Below are 18192 nucleotides of genomic sequence, written 5' to 3'. Positions count from 1 at the left end.
TCACAAAAAAAGAGGAATACGATATGTATTCCCCAAGATTGGAAAAAGGTCCATTTAAGGGTCTTAGAGCAGTTTATCTTTAAAAAAAGTCCAGTTGATTGGAACGGAAGGTACGAGACTCCTGCGGAAAGCGAGTGCCGTAGAGGAAATTAACGTTCCTATTTTACAAACCCTCAAAAAGAACGTTTCAGCTAGTTTTCTTCAATCCATTGAGGATTTAATAAAATAGTAAAAAACCATTTAGTATAACTTAGTTTTGTTGTGAAACCATGGTTTGGGATAAGACCATTCCGAACCCCATTTGTCTTCTTTTTCTATTTAATTGTTGGCAATGATCTTTTCGAATTCACTTAGTTCCAATGTGTTTTTCAATTTTGGATTGGTGTTTAAGGAAAGCAGGGCACTTTCAATTAGAAAGGTTCGCGGTTCAACGTTTTGTAATAATTCCTCTTGGATAAAGTGAATCAATTTTAGGTTTTTAACCCGTTCTGCTTCATCATCTTGGCATAGCCTTAGAATCATCTTTTTTAGGTCGTTTGCAGAGTGCAGGAGTGCAGTATGAAAATCCTGCTGTGAATGGAAGCACTCTGGCAGCCATTGCTTAATGAGATCGGGTTCCAAAAGCTGTGCATTTGACTGGCTGACATCTTCGAAAATCGATTTAATCCTATCGACGCAATAACGGATAATTTCAGTAGGGTTGAAATCTGGCTCTTTAGCCAAAGCATTAAAATGAATCGTTTGATGCATCATTCCCGAGTAAAGAATGGCACAGTCCAAAATATAGGGTTTTTTATCAGCACCGAAAATGTCCAGAAACCGTTTTGATAGCCAATGGATATGCTGGAATTTAGCATGTGTGATGAAGTTCTTAAGTTCGGTATCATTTGAAATCATTACTTCTTCATATAAGAAAAAGATTTTATTGTTTTTGTTGGAGTGCATTTGTAATTCTGATTGTTTGATGAAAATCTCAATATCTGCAAGGTTTTGCCCAATAAGCAATTCATTCCGCTCTTTTTCGAATTTTTCTTGCGAAGTTAGGAAGACTGCCTTAAGCAATTCGCTTTTAGAAGAAAAATAGTTATAAAATGTTCCTTTTGAAATGCCGCTATAATCTAAAATATCCTGAATGGAAGTTGCTTGATATCCCTTTTCAATAAATAATTGGTGTGCATATTTAACTACCAATTGCTTGCGCTCATTCATATATATCACCCTTACTCTTATTGGACGGTCATTTTAACGTAATAGTATCTTATTTTCTATACGAACACAAACCAACACAAACCAGTATGTTTACAATTTCTCTAGCAAAATAAGGGGGAAGGCCATGTACTGGAAGAGGTCTGCTGAAATAAAGGTCCACAAAAGCAATGAAAATTCGGTTTCTATGCATCCTTATATTATAAAGGCAGATGAAGTGAACAAAGTCACAGGAGAACACTTAGGTTTGTTATAAGATAAATAGAAGGAGATGGGTGAAGTAGCGCAAAGTATCTATGAATATTCGGCATCATTATCGATTACTAACCCATTGGTAGGAGAAATGATAAAATCACTCGGTGTGAAGGAATATTGGTTATAAGGGTCGTATACCATTATTAGGAATGTGATTATGGCAATATGCTGACCCTTCAACGGTTTATATCACTATACTTTTCCATATGTTGGGGGTTAGTGAAGTCATAATATAAATAAAAAAACAATGGATTGATTATTATATTAAAATTATTATAAATAAGTATTGATTTTTTTCTGAGAAGCTTTATCATTATATACATAAATAATAATGAAAAGGTGGTTCAATTATGACAAATAAGAAAAACCTTACTACAAGCTGGGGAGCACCAGTTGGAGATAATCAAAACTCGATCACTGCCGGCGAACGCGGCCCGGTGCTCATTCAAGATGTACACTTATTGGAAAAACTAGCCCACTTCAACCGTGAACGTGTGCCTGAACGTGTAGTTCATGCGAAGGGTGCCGGTGCATTCGGAACTTTCGAAGTAACGAACGACCTTTCTCAGTACACGAAAGCTAAACTTTTCAATGGTGTGGGCAAGAAGACAGATCTTTTTATCCGTTTCTCCACAGTTGCAGGTGAATTGGGTTCTGCTGATACAGTCCGTGACCCGCGTGGATTTGCTGTTAAATTCTACACGGAAGAAGGAAACTACGATATCGTCGGTAATAATACGCCTGTATTCTTTATTCGCGATGCGATTAAGTTCCCCGACTTCATCCATACACAAAAAAGAGATCCTAGAACACATTTGAAAAACCCTACGGCTGTTTGGGATTTCTGGTCACATTCACCGGAATCGCTGCACCAAGTGACGATCCTGATGTCCGATCGGGGCATTCCTGCTACACTCCGTCATACACATGGTTTCGGAAGCCACACATTTAAATGGGTGAATGCTGAAGGAAAAGGCGTTTGGGTGAAATACCACTTCAAAACAGAACAGGGCATCAAAAACCTTGATGTGGATCTAGCTGCAAAACTAGCAGGTGAAAACCCTGATTACCATACGGAAGATCTTTTCAATGCCATTGAAAAAGGGGACTTCCCTGCATGGAAATTGTATGTTCAGATCATGCCTTTGGAAGATGCGGATACATACCGTTTCGATCCATTCGATGTGACGAAGGTATGGTCTCAAAAAGATTATCCGCTGATCGAGCTTGGTCGTATGGTATTGAACAGAAATCCTGAAAACTACTTTGCTGAAGTGGAGCAAGCCACGTTCTCACCAGGAACATTCGTACCGGGAATTGAAGCTTCCCCAGACAAGATGCTTCAAGGACGCCTATTCGCATATGGAGATGCACACCGTTACCGTGTGGGCTCGAATCACAACCAACTTCCGGTTAACCGTCCGAAAGTGGAAGCGAATAACTATCAGCGTGATGGCTTCATGCGTGCTGATGACAATGGCAAGGGATCTGTTTATTATGAGCCGAATAGTTTTGGAGGCCCTGCCGAATCAACAGAAAATAAAGTCACTCCTTTCGAGGTGACTGGGCAAGCTGCACAAGTCGGTCATAATAGTGATGATCACTACACCCAAGCAGGTGACTTATACCGTCTATTAAGTGCCGAAGAGAAAACCCGCCTTGTTGACACGATCGTGGGCGCAATGAAACCTGTGGAATTGGAAGAAATCAAGCTTCGTCAAATCGGCCATTTTTACAAAGCCGATCCGGAATACGGAACGCGCATAGCCGAAGGTTTAGGTTTACCTGTACCGCAAGAAGCGTAAAATATGGGACTACCAATCTAGTGAAATGCAAACAGGCATCCATTCATGAATGGATGCCTGTTTTGGTTTATGCATGGCTCCATTATATAAATGACACCCGACAAGTTCGGTAAGAATATATAGTTATAAATGGTTTGTAAAAAAGTCATGCTGTCAGATTAATTGGGGGCAAGTTACTTAAATTATCGGTAAAGGGTGGAATTTATGGCTAGTAAAAAAAATCGGGTGTTAGTAGGCAGTCCGATTTACCAGAAACCAGATATTTTACAAAAGTTCCTGCTCTCACTTAAAAGGCTGGATGTGGAGGGACTGGAGCTTGGCATTTTCTTCATTGATGACAATGAAGATGAGCGATCAAGCAAAATGCTCGAGGGTTTCAGTCAGGAGCGGAGCAATGTCAAAATACTGGCATCCAATCAAAGCGATGTATACGTGTGTAATGGCATTACCCATTACTGGAATGAAAATCTGGTATGGAAGGTCGCTGATTTCAAAAATATGATGATCGAACACGCGATTAAGGAAGACTATGATTATTTATTTCTTATCGACTCGGACCTCTTGCTATACCCTCTGACCATCAAGCAGCTTATTTCTGCCAAAAAGGATATCATCTCTAATATTTTCTGGACAAAATGGCAGCCTGATGCCGAAGAACGGCCTCAAGTATGGTTATATGATGAATACACCCAATGGGAGATATCACGCGGTCAACCGTTGGCGGATTCGGAGATCACCACACGTTATCAGTCGTACATCCGACAGATGAGAACACCTGGTGTTCATAAAGTTGGGGGATTGGGTGCCTGTACACTCATCTGCCAAAAAGCGTTGAAAGCAGGTGTGAATTTTAAAATGATCGAGAATCTATCATTTTGGGGTGAAGACCGGCATTTTTGCATTCGTGCCGCAGCTTTAGGATTTTCCATGTACGTTGATACCCACTTGCCCGCTTATCATATATACAGGGATTCGGACTTGGACGGTGCGATGGAATTTCTTGATCGGACGGATAATAAGAGGGAAGCTTCAGGGGTATCCAGTCCCAAATTAACGCTGAGCATGGTCATCAAAAATGAAAGTGACCGTTATCTAAGGAAGGTTTTAGAGGAAGTTCGTGATTATATTGATGAAGCCGTGATTATTGATGATGGCAGCACGGACGATTCCGCAGAGGTTTGTTTAGAAGTATTGAGGGGGATGCCGGTAAGCATCATCAGGAATGATGTCTCCAAGTTCTCCAATGAAATAGAACTTCGTAAACAGCAATGGTCGGAGACGGTGAAGTCGAATCCCGAGTGGATTTTAAATCTTGACGCTGACGAAATGTTTGAAAAAAGATTCAAAGAGGTAGTCAAGCAGCTGATAAGTGATCAAGAAGTCGATGTATATTGCTTCCGGTTATATGACTTTTGGAATGAAACCCATTACAGGGAGGATGATCGCTGGTGCGCACACCGGTATTACCGGCCGTTCCTTGTCAGGTATCGGGAGGGGTTTGAATGCAAATGGAACGATAGGCCGCAGCATTGTGGGAGATTTGCAGAAAATGTCTTTGAATTGCCTCACAAGTTATCCGACATTCGCTTAAAGCATTTGGGCTGGGTCAAAGAAGAAGATCGGATAGCGAAATTCAAAAGATATCAGGAATTGGACCCTGACGGTAGGTATGGAAATACTGAGCAATATCTAAGCATTCTGGATGATGCCCCCAATTTGGTTCGTTTTGAGGAGTGACTTTTCTATGGGGGGAGGGTGCGTTGCGTTGGCAATAATTAAATCAAATCAGCATACATTTGCTTAAGAGGAGGTGCAGTATGGACGTTTTTGTGCGGAAGAATGATTCCTTGTGGTATTATAGCCAATTATTCAAGGTGAATTACCAACTTATCATTGATTCCAATAGTGGGATTGATCCACTTGCACTTATGATTGGCCAACAAATCAAAATTCCTGGCTTTACGACGACCGGCTATAGTATTAAGCAAGGCGATTCGTTATGGGCAATTGCAAGATCACGTAATCTTTCATTGGATGCCCTATTTTTGGCTAACCCCAATCTCAACCCGAATGCCCTGCAAGTCGGTCAGACAATTTCTGTGCCATTAAGGATTACTTGGAGGCTTATTCAAGGAAATCGGGAATATGATTATGAGACGATGATGACCGATGTAAGACGTTTGAAAACTATCTATCCATTTATTAAAACCTCCCCCATCGGGGACTCGGTGCTTGAAAGGGATATCCCCGAAGTGTTGATTGGGAATGGTAACAAACGAGTTCACTACAATGGTTCCTTTCATGCGAATGAGTGGATAACGACGCCTGTGATCATGACCTTTTTAAATGATTATTTACTCGCAATCACGAATCAGGCTGACATCCGCGGTCTATCTCTGTTTCCTTTTTATCAACAGACGATGCTGTCGATCGTCCCAATGGTGAATCCGGACGGAGTGGAGTTGGTTCTTAAAGGCCCGCCTGCAGATGAGTCGTTGAGACGACGGCTCTTGGAATGGAATAACGGAAGCGAAGACTTCTCTGGCTGGAAGGCAAATATTAACGGGGTGGATCTGAATGATCAATTTCCCGCCAAATGGGAACTGGAAAAAGAACGCAATAATGTAACGGAGCCAGGTCCGGCAAATTATCCCGGGGAAGGGCCACTTACACAGCCGGAAGCCATTGCAATGTCTGAGTTGACAAGAAAACGTGACTTTGGCAAAGTCCTTGCGTTCCATACCCAAGGAGAGGTCATTTATTGGGGTTTTGAAGGGTTGGAACCGCCCGAATCGGAAACGATAGTCAATGAGTTTGCGAGGGTCAGTGGATATGAGCCTGTCAAATCTGCCAATAGTTACGCAGGGTATAAGGATTGGTTCATTCAGGATTGGCGCAGGCCGGGGTTTACCGTGGAGCTGGGCAAAGGAACGAATCCCCTCCCTATATCACAGTTCGATGAGATTTATCAGAAGTCGCTTGGGATTTTCTTGGCAGGGTTATATATGTGAATTTTGACCAAATGAAAAAGCTCAACTCCGTTACCATGGGGAAGAGCTTTTTAGTCTTATACACCATTAGACTTGAAACGATGAGGGCTGCTGCAAAAAATAAGTAAAGTTATGCTTTACTTATCGATTGCATGATTAACTCGCTTTTTAGCCTAAAATTAACGGACATTCTCCATGTCCCAGTAATATTGCAGCCCCTACCAAAAGGAATACTAATAGTTTTGCGGTAAAGAAGATTAACTTCCTTAGCGCTAGTATTGGCCCCACCTACGCCAGATACTTTGACGGCCACGCATGCCATCCAACCTAATTTCATTATAATAGAAAGCGCTTACATTTTCAAAAATAATCGTATTGCAAATTTCGACATTCGCATAAATTGTCCCTTACCAGTAGGAGGAGAATTGGCGTATTACTGATAAGGGGCCTATAAGATTCAGGTTAATCTGCAATGAACTCCTGCAACTTTTTAGTTAGTCCGCCACTGCCAAATTTAATGAACTTTGTCTTTCCGGCTGCTTGTGCAGGGGGAGCAGCAAATTCCAAAAAGGCTAAAAGGTTGATCCTTCGGTAAAGTATATGGTCAATGCCATATTGATAGAACCAATTATCGATTGCATTGTAAACCCCTCTATTTAGGGCATATTGCTGCCGGCACCATTCGAAAAATAATCTGTCGGGCAGATTGATGTACTTCATATCCTCAAAGCGGCCATTTTTCTTCTCATTCAAAATAGGGAAAATGGGCTTCACCGATTCCTTTTGCATAGTGTATTTCCTCCCTTATTGATAAAAACGAAAAGGCTCCCTATTCATGTTGAATAGGGAGCCTCCAGTGAACTGGTCAGCTTATATATTTTCATCCAGCATAAAGCTTATTATTCCTATTTGTCAAGTGTGGTTTTAGAAAAACTCAAATTAAATAATTTTTTTAATGTTTTTGGTGTAATACAAATGAAAATACGAATAAATATTTATTTTTATTCGTTTATAGTTCGTATATAATGATTTTGAGGAATTAAGGAGGAGAGACTGAATGTATAAATCAAAAAAGATTTTATTATTGGGCTCAGGTGAATTGGGGAAAGAGGTCATACTTGAAGCACAGCGGCTTGGTGTGGAGACCGTTGCTGTAGACCGCTATGAACATGCCCCTGCCATGCAAGTCGCTCATCGCAGTTATGTGATCGATATGCTGGATGCGGAACAACTAAGGGAAGTTGTAGAAAAAGAACAACCCGATTTGATTGTGCCGGAAATCGAGGCCATCGCTACATCCGAATTAGTAAAGTTGGAAGAGGAAGGCTTTCATGTCATTCCGACGGCAAGAGCGGCTAAATTGACTATGGATCGTGAAGGAATCAGGAGATTGGCTTCTGAAACTCTGGAGATTCCGACAGCAGCCTACAAATTCGCCGATACATATGAAGAATTTGTCCAAGCTGCCAAGGAAGTTGGCTTTCCAAATGTCGTTAAACCGCTGATGAGTTCTTCAGGTAAAGGGCAAAGTGTGTGCCGCACGGAAGGTGATCTGGAGGATTGCTGGAAAATCGCGATGGAAGGCGGCCGGGTTCAAAATGGCCGGGTGATCATTGAAGAATTTATCCGTTTTGATTCGGAAATCACGCTGCTTACTGTTCGGGCTGTAAATGGTACCATGTTTTGTGCTCCAATCGGCCATATTCAGCAGGGCGGGGATTATATTGAATCCTGGCAGCCGCATAATATGACAGAAGCGCAAATAATGGAAGCGAAAAAAATTGCGCATGCCATTACTGATGAACTTGGTGGGTACGGATTATTCGGGGTTGAGCTTTTCCTCTCAGGGGATAAAGTCTATTTCAGTGAAGTTTCCCCACGTCCGCATGATACGGGGCTAGTGACATTAGTGACTCAGAATTTGTCCGAGTTTGCCCTTCATATTCGGGCGATTCTAGGATTCCCCATCCCGGAAATAAAGCTGATCAGCCCAGGTGCCAGCCGTCCATTAAAAGCTCAAGAAGAGTTATCGGAATATTCTATAGTTGGTGTTGAAAAGGCTTTGGCTTTACCTAATACACAAGTGCGCCTTTTCGGAAAACCTGTTACAAAGGCAGGCAGAAGGGTGGCAGTCGCCTTGTCATCTGCCGATTCAATCGAGGTGGCGAGAGTGAATGCGGCCCGTGCTTTGGAATGTTTAGCTGTAGAGAAATAATAGTGAAAAACCTACAGTTTTTTTCTTTTTAACGCGTTTAATTTGAACTGTCTACCAAGCCTCCTCGCCTTAAGCACCTTTGGTGTCTTCTTTAATTAAGTAGAAGTTTTGTAAAACAGTAAAAAACCATGAAGTATAAACTAGTCTTAAACAGTTCGGGATGAGACCAGTCTACAGTTTTTCTTTAAAAACGATTCCAGTTGATTGGAACGGAAGGTGCGAGACTCCTGCGGGAAAAGCGAGTCCAGGGGATCCCCCACAGGCGCAAAGAGCGCCGAGGGGGATCCCCGACCGTCCGGGGAAAGCGAGTGCCCTACGTTTCAATCAACGTTCCAGGTGATTTAAGAAATTTGCTCCCTTTCCGTCCCTAAACTTAGTTTCTTCGAATTTGTCTACAGTCTGACTCTGAAGCATCCTGATTGGATGCTTTATTTTCTTTTCCCCTTAAGCATTTTTAAAATCCTAACCACCGATTTGAAGACGTGGATCGTAAAGTACCCTGTTCAAAATCATTTACCCACGTTGGTGTTAACCAAATCTTTTTCATTCCTCTAAAGCCTGTAATATGCCCCCACTACTGATGATTTTCCTGAATAACCAACAACTTCATAAAAGTGCATACAATTTCGTGACATTGCTGTCTTTACCTTGTCTTAACAATTATCCTGCTGCTTTTTTACATAGCCTTGACATTGAGTTCATTTTCTTCACCTATAGTTAAATTAAATAGAAAAGATTACGGGAGGTCATTCATTTGAATAGCACATGGAGTAAAAAGGTTTTACCGATTACACTCGTTTCGGCATTAGCATTTGGAAGTTTATCATGGTCCGCTGCGGATCATGTTTCGGCAAAGGGTAACCCAAAAAAAGAACCGGAAATCAAGAACGTGATTTTCCTGATCGGTGACGGCATGGGTGTTTCCTATACCTCCGCTTACCGGTATTTAAAAGATAACCCGGGTACGAAGGCGGCAGAACGGACCGAGTTTGATAAGTACTTGGTTGGCCAGCAGATGACTTACCCAGAAGACTCTGCACAAAATATAACGGATTCAGCTTCAGCCGCAACGGCAATGTCTGCAGGGGTGAAGACTTATAACGCTGCCATTGCAGTGGATAATGATAAATCCGAAGTCAAAACGGTATTGGAAGCAGCAAAGGAAAAAGGAAAAGCGACGGGATTGGTTGCCACTTCAGAAATCACTCATGCTACACCTGCATCTTTTGGCGCCCATGATGAAAATCGGAAAAACATGAATTCAATTGCAGACGATTATTATAATGATTTAATCAGGGGCAAACATAAAATTGACGTCCTATTGGGCGGTGGTAAGTCCAATTTTGTCCGGCCTGAAGTCAATTTGGCGAAAGCCTTCGAAAAAGACGGTTACAGTTATGTGACTGATAAAAATCAAATGCTTAAGGACAAAAATGAACAGGTTCTTGGTTTATTCGCTTCTGAAGGACTCCCGAAAATGATTGACCGCCCAAGTGAAACACCTTCTTTGGCAGACATGACAAGTTCGGCGATCCAGCGTTTGAATAAAGATAAAGATGGATTCTTCCTTATGGTCGAGGGAAGCCAGGTCGATTGGGCCGGACATGATAATGATATCGTAGGTGCAATGAGTGAAATGGAAGACTTTGAAAAAGCATACAAAGCAGCCATGGAATTTGCGAAGAAAGACAAACATACATTAGTGGTGGCTACTGCGGATCACTCTACAGGAGGATTCTCGATCGGAGCCAAAGGAATATATAACTGGTACGGTGAACCGATCAAGGCAGCCAAACGCACCCCTGACTTCATGGCGGATGCCATTGTCAAAGGAGCCGATGTTGAAAAGACGTTAAAGCAATATATTAACCAAAATGAAGTGAAGCTAACTGATGATGAAATCAAAACGGTAACAGAAGCTGCAAAATCAAAAAATGTGACGAACGTCGATAATGCCATCGAAGCTATATTCGATAACCGGACCAATACTGCCTGGACTACTGGGGGACATACGGGTGAAGATGTTCCGGTCTACGCATACGGCCCATATAAAGAACGTTTTGCCGGGCAGGTCGATAACACGGATCAGGCCAAAATCATCTTTGATCTATTAAAGAAGTAATTACACTTCAGGGAGGGATTCAATGAACAGACTGATGATTGGTGCCCTGTTATTAACCGCATTTGGCGCTCTTAATACACAACCAGCTTACGAAGAAGAAACTACAGCTAAAGATAAAACAGAGGAAATTGCACGACCACTGGAAAAAAAGGATGTCTATGTTCCGAATCCACAGCTTCCTGATGATATAAACTTGAACCAGATCGGTCAGAATGTTTCGGATGCCAAAGGCGAATTAACTTTGAAGGCCTATAAAAAGGTTAATGAAACGCTCAATGTTGGCCCGATCGAGGTTAAAGTTAAAGAAATGAAAGTGATGCATGCCACTCCGGATTACAGCATGATTGATTTCTTCCACGGGTATACGCATGATGAAGATTTCGATATCGTAAAAGTGAACGTGGAAATCAAAAACAATTCGGATAAAAAAATTAAGTTTTCCCCAGTTGCTTTCCTTGAAACGGACAGGGGAGAACATCTGACATGGGAAGATGAGATCTACTTGGAAGAACTTACTGGTGAAATAGAAGGAAACGGTTCAAAAAGCGGAAACATTGGTTTCATTCTAAATGATGGAGACATATTGGGCATATCCCTCATGACAAGTGATGCGGTGGATGAAGAAGGGGAAGTCCTTGCAAAAGGCAAGTCAGCTGAATTCGCTTTTTAAAGAATATGTATAAATGGCTTGGAAAAATAAAATACTAGAACAAGTGATGGGGATTACTATCACTGAACGGAATATCCAAATCCTAATGATGAGGTGACACAGAATGAGCTATAAAGATCAATTAGATCCACATTCTCAAAAGTTTCACCATAATTGGACAAGACCTAAGCGTTCAAAATCTCAAGTTAATGGCCACACGCAAGAATCACAAACAAACATTATACTAAGAAGCAATGCAAAGGCTCACAGGTGGTAAAGGATATTTCCGACAAAGAAGGAGGCTCCCAGCGAGTCTTCTTCTTTATATTTAATCCAAAATCGTCTAAACCGATCAAGGCATTCATGGCTTTTCACTGATAATTATGATACCATTTACCTTTAAGATTGAAGTAATGAGCATGGCGTGAAACTGGAGTTTCGATTCCGATTGAAAGTTTCACTTTATACAAATAGAGGACGTGAATTGTAATGATTAAAATTGAAATCCCTGCAGCGGATATAAGCATCAAACAAAGAAAGCAAGTTATAGAAGGAGACGAAGCTGTCATTCCTGAAATTTACGGGTTTATCGATTTTCATTTGATTCCCCGTGATAAAGGCGGCATCATCTTGTTTTACAATGAGAATGATGAACTGATTTTTGTCGGTAAAGCCCGTAAATTAAGACCAAGGGTCAAGAAGCATTTTGAGGATAATGTTTCTCCGATTAAAGAGCATCGTAATGAAGTCAAGAAAATTGACATTCTTTTAGTCGAAGACGCTATGGAACGTGAAATCTATGAAACGTACATGATCAATAAGCTTCATGCTAAATACAACGTCGACAAAGTGTTTTATAAATAAGAAACACCTATGAAAAGCTGACTGCATATGCACTCAGCTTTTTTGTGTTTATATATGTACAGAAATAATTTCGTACATTTACAGCAGCTACATGTTAGGTTAACAATGTTGGTTTATATTTAGAGTATTCCAATACATTCTCAGGAGGAAGCTATTGAAGAAAATACTTTGTAAAAAGGTGTTAGTTATCTCGATCGGGACAGTGATTGCCTTTGGGAATTTAACGTGGTCCATGTCACAAGCTTCTAAGCTGGCGAAACAGAGAGAGATTGAAACTTTTGAACAAAAGACAGTAACATCTTCAGGGTGGGAAATGGCGGAATAAGCTCAGTAACCAATAATTTTTTTCGAATTACAACAAAGAAAAATGTATTGGATATTGGGATGTTGTTGATGAACAGCAGCTTGCAATAAGGAAGTACAATGAATGATAAAACTGCAATGGAGGTTCATTACACATGATGTTATGTGTGATTGGGCTTCCATTTGATTTTTGTTTTTAGTTTCATTAAGAATGTCAGTACCTTTCATTTATCCGTGATTGCACATGCTGCAGGTGTCGGAGCAATAGTGATTACATTTGTTTTAGAAAAAGTTTTCGGAGGCAATTTTGAAAAAAACTTGCAAATAGTAATGATTACGTTTTATTATTAGAGAGTGTTTTTATATGAGTGATGGCTTCGGTGTTTAAATCGTAATCATTTTGATTTACGAATAGAAAAGAAATCAGGTAAAGGAGTGGTATGGATGGAGATGAAGAAAATTCCGGTTACGGTATTGAGTGGATACCTTGGGGCCGGAAAGACGACGCTTTTGAATCATATTCTTGAAAATCGGAATGACCTGAAGGTTGCCGTCATCGTTAATGATATGAGTGAAATCAATATTGATGCTTCGCTGGTCAAACAGGGAGGGTTTACCCGGACCGATGAAAAACTGGTGGAAATGCAGAATGGCTGCATTTGCTGTACGCTTCGTGAGGATTTGATGATTGAAGTGGAGAAATTGGCGAAACAAGGGGACATTGATTACATCGTGATTGAATCGACCGGGATAAGCGAACCGGTACCTGTAGCCCAGACCTTCACCTATGTTGATGAAGGAATGGGAATTGATTTATCGTTATATTGCCGGCTTGATACGATGGTCACCGTTGTTGATGGGTATAACTTTTGGCAAGACTTCACTTCCGGAGAAACACTTATTGACAGGATGCAGGCAACTGATGCTGCCGATGGCAGGGAAGTGGTCGATCTACTAATAGATCAGATAGAGTTCGCCAATGTCATCCTGTTAAATAAAATCGATTTAATGGATGATGACGCTGTTGAGGAATTAAAGGCGGTTCTTCATAAAATGAATGCGGATGCAAGGATCATTGAAACAAATCATTCCAAGGTGCCGCTAAAGGATGTATTGAATACACATTTATTTGATTTTGAAGAGGCAAGCCAAGGAGCGGGCTGGATAAAGGAATTGAATGAAGAGCATATCCCAGAGACCCTGGAGTATGGGATTTCATCCTTCGTTTACAGAAGGAAAATACCGTTTCATCCCGAGAGGCTGATGGAGTGGTTAGAAAATTGGCCCGTACAAGTGGTGAGGGCAAAGGGCTTCCTTTGGCTGGCATCGAGAAATGATACGGCAGGCTTGCTATCGCAGGCAGGACCGTCATTAACTTTACAAGCCGCCGGTAATTGGATCGCAGCATACCCTGAGGAAGAACAGCGCCAAATTTTAAAGGAAGCGCCTGAATTATTGGAACGGTGGAATGAAGTATACGGTGACAGGATGACGGAATTGGTGATGATTGGCATTCAAATAAATCAACAGAAAATAGAAGCTGAATTAGATCAATGCTTATTGACGGAAAAAGAGTTGCTACAGGATTGGTCTTTGTATGAAGATCGATTGCCTGCATTTACGGAAAGCGTTCATTAAAAACTTTAGGAGGAAATAAAAATGAGAGTAAACATTACGTTAGCATGCACAGAATCAGGGGACCGCAATTATATCACAACGAAAAACAAGCGGAATAACCCGGACAGGATCGAATTGAAGAAGTACTGCCCGCGATTAAAGAAACACACGCTTCACCGTGAAACGAAGTAATTTTGAGGTTTAAATCGTAATGATTATGTTTTATTGAAGAGGATGGATATAAAAGGAGGGAAGTTCATGTTGGAATGGATCATAATTGGCGGAGGCATTCAAGGTATCACGATGGCTGCATTTTTACTTAAGTCAGGAAAAACCACAGTGGACCAGCTGGCGATTGTTGATAGAAATGAAGAACCATTGGCAAGATGGAAGCATTGTACGGAAGTCATTTCAATGCCATATTTACGTTCTCCTTCCGTCCACCATCTGGATGTGAATCCATTCAGCCTTCAGAAGTATGAGAAAAAGGAAGACTGGAACAAATTGAAATGGGACCGATTTCGAGGAATATATCGGGAGCAAGACAGGCAGCGGAACGAATTGTGAATAGTCTATAGATTTTATAAAATCAAGATTTTTAAAAAAGGAGAATTAAAATGGCGAAAAAATCCAAGGTGATAAAAGCGGAAAAACAGCTGGTAATGGTCGAAAAGTATGCAAAACTTAGAAAGGAATTGAAGGAGAAAGGGGATTATGACGCATTGGCCAAACTCCCTCGTGACTCTTCGCCGACAAGAGTTCACAATCGTTGTGGAGTGACGGGAAGGCCCCGTGGATATATGCGCAAATTCAACATGTCACGTATCGTTTTTAGGGAACTTGCTCATAAAGGGCAACTTCCGGGTGTCAAAAAGTCAAGCTGGTGAAGCGGGGAGTTCTAAATCATTTATTAGAAAAGGAGCCCTTGTTAATCAAGGGCTCCTCAGTTTGGCGACAAAAGGGGTATGGAGTCCGAATAAAGGGCAGTGTAGTGCTTTTTCCTTGTTTATACGGATGAAACCTCATTAGATTGAAGAAATTTGCGACACTCCTGCCGAATAACTGGCTAGCCGAGACCCCACAGCCGCTTGCGGTGAGGAGGCTTGGCAGACAGTCGGCGGAAAGGGAGCGGATTTCTTAAATCAACTGGGACTTTAATTAATTTGTTTACAGTCTGAGGAGCCCTTGTTAAAAACATGGGCTCCTTCCCATTCAAAAGTGTTGCTTACTTGACTGCCTTTAATGCTTGTTCAGATATATAGAAGTCTTTTCCGTTGTAAACGGTTATGGCATTTATTTCCTTTTGTTTAGTGGATTTAGGGGTCTTGCTGATAACGATATTCTTATTTGCAGGCAACTCTACTTTTTGCTGCCCCTTTTTCGCTACGAAAACCGGGTTATTCGGGTCTGTAACATCAATACGGGTTGAATATCCTTTTTTCTCAAAGGAATCTTTAGCATTCATGTATAGTTTATTCGATAATTTTTGTAAATCAAAGCCCATGAATTCGGCCATTTTTTTAGCGAGGTCTGTATTCTCCACTAATCCAGTCGGTTTTGAAGGGCCATAAGAATACAGGAATACGTCTTCCCCTGTATGACCGCCTGTTGTAAAGCCAATGTTGGCACGGTTAGCAAGCAGCTTTGTCATTTCAGTACCTATGTTTTTAGAAGAGGTAAGTTTTGCTGTTTCTTCAGAATTCAGATCATCAAGTCCATACAGTGCTGCAATTTCTTTTAGATTGGAATGATCTGGTTTTAACTTACTTAAAGCTCCTTCAACAGTCATCTTCGCTTTCTTTAATGGATCGATATAGGCTGATACGGGAGTTTCCGGGTAGGAGGAGTTCGTGTTTACGTTACCCATTGTAATTCCGCTGTTCCCATGGTCCGTTACAGCAATGACCATCGTGTTTCCGTCATTTTTTGCAAACTTAAGGGCTTCGTTCACGGCATCATCAAAAGCTAAAGTATCACTAATCATTCCAATCGTGTCGTTTCCGTGAGCAGCCCAGTCAATCTTGCTTCCTTCGACAAATAAGAAGAAGCCATCTTTATCTTTTTTCAAGGTTTTAAGGGCTTTGTTGGTCATTTCAGCCAAAGTGGGCTCACTTGGCTTTGTTGTTTCACGATCAAAATCATATGCCAGTGCACTTGGTGCAAAGCTGCCCCAAATTTTATTCGATTTAGAGTTTAACAGCTCGTCACGGGTTTCAACAAAATCATACTTGTCTTCATCAAGCACTTCCAAAAGGTTTTCTCCATCAATTCTTGCATTTTTTGTTTTACCAGGTAAAAGGGATTCCTTGCCCCCTCCCAAAACGACGTCAATCCCCTGATAAACCTGCTGTTCCGCAATATCACCATAATTGCTTCGATGTGTCACGTGAGCGGAGAAGCCTGCGGGTGTAGCATGCTGGATTTCAGATGTAGAAATGATTCCAGTAGCCTTTCCGGCTTGTTTCGCACCCTCCAAAACGTTAGCGACTGGTTTATGGGCATTTTTCGGATTAACCGGATCGAGCCCTGGAGAATTAACGACGGCTGGCAGGACACCGACAAATTTATCATTGGATTTATTTCCTGTCGCAAGCGCTGTTGCTGCAGGAGCTGAGTCTGTAATGGCCGATTCAGCAGAATATGTACGCATGCCGCCAGACAGCATTTCGTCCATGGCTAGATTACCGCCTTTATACCACCTTGAAAGGGTTGTGGCTCCTGTACTTGTCCCATCCATCACCATCATGATGACGTTTGTTGGTTCTTTTTTCTTGTCTTTGGCCTGAACATCTTCCTTCATAGTTGAAATACCCAGTGATGAAATGGCTACCGCGCCCGCTAACGTAATTCCTGCTACCTTTTTGCTCATTTTCCCCAAAATGCATACCTCCAAAAATATAATTACTTTTAGGATAAATGCAGAATATTAAGAAATTACTTCAGTTAAGTAAAGAAAGGTTTTTTATCTGTAAATTTTGCTAAAATATTGAAGAAGCGTTAAAAAAGCAGAAGTCTCTAAGACTCTGCTTTTTTAGTATGCTTTTTACCTTTGGAAAAATTCAATCCACTCTTTTTCCGGTCCATAAACGTAGAAATAGCGATAACCATTTGGAAGGGTGACGATTTCTTCATCAATCAGCTCGGTGTTATCCAAGCTTTTGATCCGGGCATATTCACCTTCGATATCATCCACGGTAATGGCAAAATGGTGGATCGTTGCTTCGGATGGCAGTGTGTCGCTATATCCCTGAATCAATTCTATTTCTGTTTCGTCAGACTCTTCGTAACCGAGGAATGCCAGTTCGATTACCCCATTAGTATGAGTCATGCGTGCTTTTAATTTTAATTCAAGCACATCTTGATAAAAGGCGATGGATTTTTCAAGATCTTTTACAACAACGCCAACGTGATCGACCCTCTTAACAGCCAAGAAATCTTCCTCCTTCATTAAATCCAGATTCAATTTGCTAATATTAGTATATATAAGATTATTCGGAATTAAATTACATTTTTATAGCCGTTTTTAGATGATTTTTTAAATGATGTTAATAAAGGGAAAGTATTGGTGAATAATGAAAAATGATAAATAGCTTATGGGATAATAGTTTTCTTCCATAATATCTATTGATTGATTCTTTTCATGTAAGAATGAAATTTAACATTTTCCAGGGCAAAAATTTGTTTCTAAATGGATTAGTAGATATACTATGGAAACAACTCCATTATTAATGGATATGAGAGGAGAGGTAGTATGGGAAAAATTCGTGAAGGTGAAATTTTCACCCTTACTGATGACAGTGATGAAGGTCATGAAGTTGAGGTTTTAGGTTCTTTGGATGTAGAAGGAACGGAATATGTTGCAGTAGGTTTGCTTGAAGATATTGAAGAGGATACAGATGAAGATATCGATATTTTCTTTTTCAGGGTCGAAGGCGAAGGTGAACTGCTCGATATCGAATCGGATGAAGAGTTCGAAAAGGTATCATTGGCGTTTGAATCGGCATTTGAATCTAAAGAATGACAAGATAAAAGGACTGCACAATGTGTGCGGCCTCAGTTTGCAGACAAAAAGGTTGCGGAATGACACCATTCCGCAACCTTTTTGAGTTAAGCGAGGGCCAGAAGGCAAATTGTACAAACCTTTAAAAAACTGTAGATAAACTCGA

Annotated in this window: 19 protein-coding genes; 15 read left to right on the top strand and 4 right to left on the bottom strand. The window is 41.0% G+C overall.

Annotation, left to right across the window (positions count from 1 at the left end; translation table 11 throughout):
* Positions 1-318 precede the first annotated feature (318 nt).
* Positions 319-1209 (bottom strand): TetR/AcrR family transcriptional regulator, encoded by an 891-nt coding sequence (locus tag ACYP5M_RS13190; RefSeq protein ID WP_101223580.1) that lies wholly within the window; start codon positions 1207-1209, stop codon positions 319-321.
* A 124-nt stretch (positions 1210-1333) separates the two neighbouring features.
* Between ACYP5M_RS13190 and ACYP5M_RS13185 the strand changes: the two genes are divergently transcribed.
* The 4 genes from ACYP5M_RS13185 (at position 1334) to ACYP5M_RS13170 (ending at position 6277) form a co-directional block, all read left to right on the top strand.
* Complete coding sequence (locus ACYP5M_RS13185) at positions 1334-1462, top strand: hypothetical protein (protein WP_434168016.1); 129 nt, start codon at positions 1334-1336, stop codon at positions 1460-1462.
* A 349-nt stretch (positions 1463-1811) separates the two neighbouring features.
* Positions 1812-3266 carry a catalase KatA gene (katA, locus tag ACYP5M_RS13180; protein ID WP_101223579.1) on the top strand — a complete coding sequence of 485 codons (1455 nt, stop codon included), beginning with the start codon at positions 1812-1814 and terminating at the stop codon, positions 3264-3266.
* A 204-nt stretch (positions 3267-3470) separates the two neighbouring features.
* On the top strand, positions 3471-5003 hold the full coding sequence (locus ACYP5M_RS13175) for a glycosyltransferase (RefSeq protein ID WP_459735152.1): 1533 nt from the start codon (positions 3471-3473) through the stop codon (positions 5001-5003).
* A gap of 80 nt (positions 5004-5083) precedes the next feature.
* A complete protein-coding gene (locus ACYP5M_RS13170; protein WP_459735151.1) occupies positions 5084-6277 on the top strand; it encodes a M14 family metallopeptidase in 1194 nt (397 codons plus the stop codon).
* 441 nt (positions 6278-6718) lie between these two features.
* Here ACYP5M_RS13170 and ACYP5M_RS13165 read toward each other — a convergent pair whose 3' ends face one another.
* Positions 6719-7045: a hypothetical protein gene (locus ACYP5M_RS13165; RefSeq protein WP_434168013.1), complete on the bottom strand. Its 327-nt coding sequence runs from the start codon at positions 7043-7045 to the stop codon at positions 6719-6721.
* Between the two features lie 268 nt (positions 7046-7313).
* Here ACYP5M_RS13165 and purT point away from each other — a divergent pair, with 268 nt between their 5' ends.
* From purT to rpsN, 10 genes are all read left to right on the top strand, one after another.
* Entirely contained in the window at positions 7314-8471 is a 1158-nt protein-coding gene (gene purT, locus ACYP5M_RS13160) for a phosphoribosylglycinamide formyltransferase 2 (RefSeq protein WP_434168012.1), read from the top strand.
* A gap of 754 nt (positions 8472-9225) precedes the next feature.
* On the top strand, positions 9226-10593 hold the full coding sequence (locus ACYP5M_RS13155) for an alkaline phosphatase (RefSeq protein WP_459735150.1): 1368 nt from the start codon (positions 9226-9228) through the stop codon (positions 10591-10593).
* 22 nt (positions 10594-10615) lie between these two features.
* Positions 10616-11263, top strand: coding sequence for a DUF4352 domain-containing protein (locus ACYP5M_RS13150; protein WP_230176236.1), 648 nt, complete (start codon positions 10616-10618; stop codon positions 11261-11263).
* A gap of 103 nt (positions 11264-11366) precedes the next feature.
* Positions 11367-11519, top strand: coding sequence for a YpzG family protein (locus tag ACYP5M_RS13145; RefSeq protein WP_072272311.1), 153 nt, complete (start codon positions 11367-11369; stop codon positions 11517-11519).
* A 206-nt stretch (positions 11520-11725) separates the two neighbouring features.
* Complete coding sequence (locus tag ACYP5M_RS13140; protein ID WP_170946990.1) at positions 11726-12106, top strand: nucleotide excision repair endonuclease; 381 nt, start codon at positions 11726-11728, stop codon at positions 12104-12106.
* A gap of 154 nt (positions 12107-12260) precedes the next feature.
* Entirely contained in the window at positions 12261-12431 is a 171-nt protein-coding gene (locus tag ACYP5M_RS13135; RefSeq protein ID WP_156500230.1) for a hypothetical protein, read from the top strand.
* A 422-nt stretch (positions 12432-12853) separates the two neighbouring features.
* Positions 12854-14047 (top strand): GTP-binding protein, encoded by a 1194-nt coding sequence (locus tag ACYP5M_RS13130; protein WP_459735149.1) that lies wholly within the window; start codon positions 12854-12856, stop codon positions 14045-14047.
* 21 nt (positions 14048-14068) lie between these two features.
* Positions 14069-14218, top strand: coding sequence for a 50S ribosomal protein L33 (gene rpmG, locus ACYP5M_RS13125; RefSeq protein ID WP_034310390.1), 150 nt, complete (start codon positions 14069-14071; stop codon positions 14216-14218).
* A 66-nt stretch (positions 14219-14284) separates the two neighbouring features.
* Positions 14285-14593, top strand: a complete 309-nt coding sequence (locus ACYP5M_RS13120; protein WP_434168007.1) for a hypothetical protein — start codon at positions 14285-14287, stop codon at positions 14591-14593.
* Between the two features lie 50 nt (positions 14594-14643).
* Positions 14644-14913 (top strand): 30S ribosomal protein S14, encoded by a 270-nt coding sequence (gene rpsN, locus ACYP5M_RS13115; protein WP_402943918.1) that lies wholly within the window; start codon positions 14644-14646, stop codon positions 14911-14913.
* A gap of 338 nt (positions 14914-15251) precedes the next feature.
* Here rpsN and ACYP5M_RS13110 read toward each other — a convergent pair whose 3' ends face one another.
* Positions 15252-16904, bottom strand: a complete 1653-nt coding sequence (locus ACYP5M_RS13110; RefSeq protein ID WP_434168006.1) for an alkaline phosphatase — start codon at positions 16902-16904, stop codon at positions 15252-15254.
* Between the two features lie 165 nt (positions 16905-17069).
* Positions 17070-17474 (bottom strand): VOC family protein, encoded by a 405-nt coding sequence (locus tag ACYP5M_RS13105; RefSeq protein ID WP_101223570.1) that lies wholly within the window; start codon positions 17472-17474, stop codon positions 17070-17072.
* A gap of 303 nt (positions 17475-17777) precedes the next feature.
* On the opposite strand from ACYP5M_RS13105, the gene ACYP5M_RS13100 reads away from it, so the two are divergent.
* A complete protein-coding gene (locus tag ACYP5M_RS13100) occupies positions 17778-18047 on the top strand; it encodes a DUF1292 domain-containing protein (protein ID WP_101223569.1) in 270 nt (89 codons plus the stop codon).
* Positions 18048-18192 lie beyond the last annotated feature (145 nt).

Source organism: Peribacillus sp. N1, from assembly GCF_054600815.1.
This window is presented reverse-complemented; position numbering and strand designations above follow the sequence as displayed.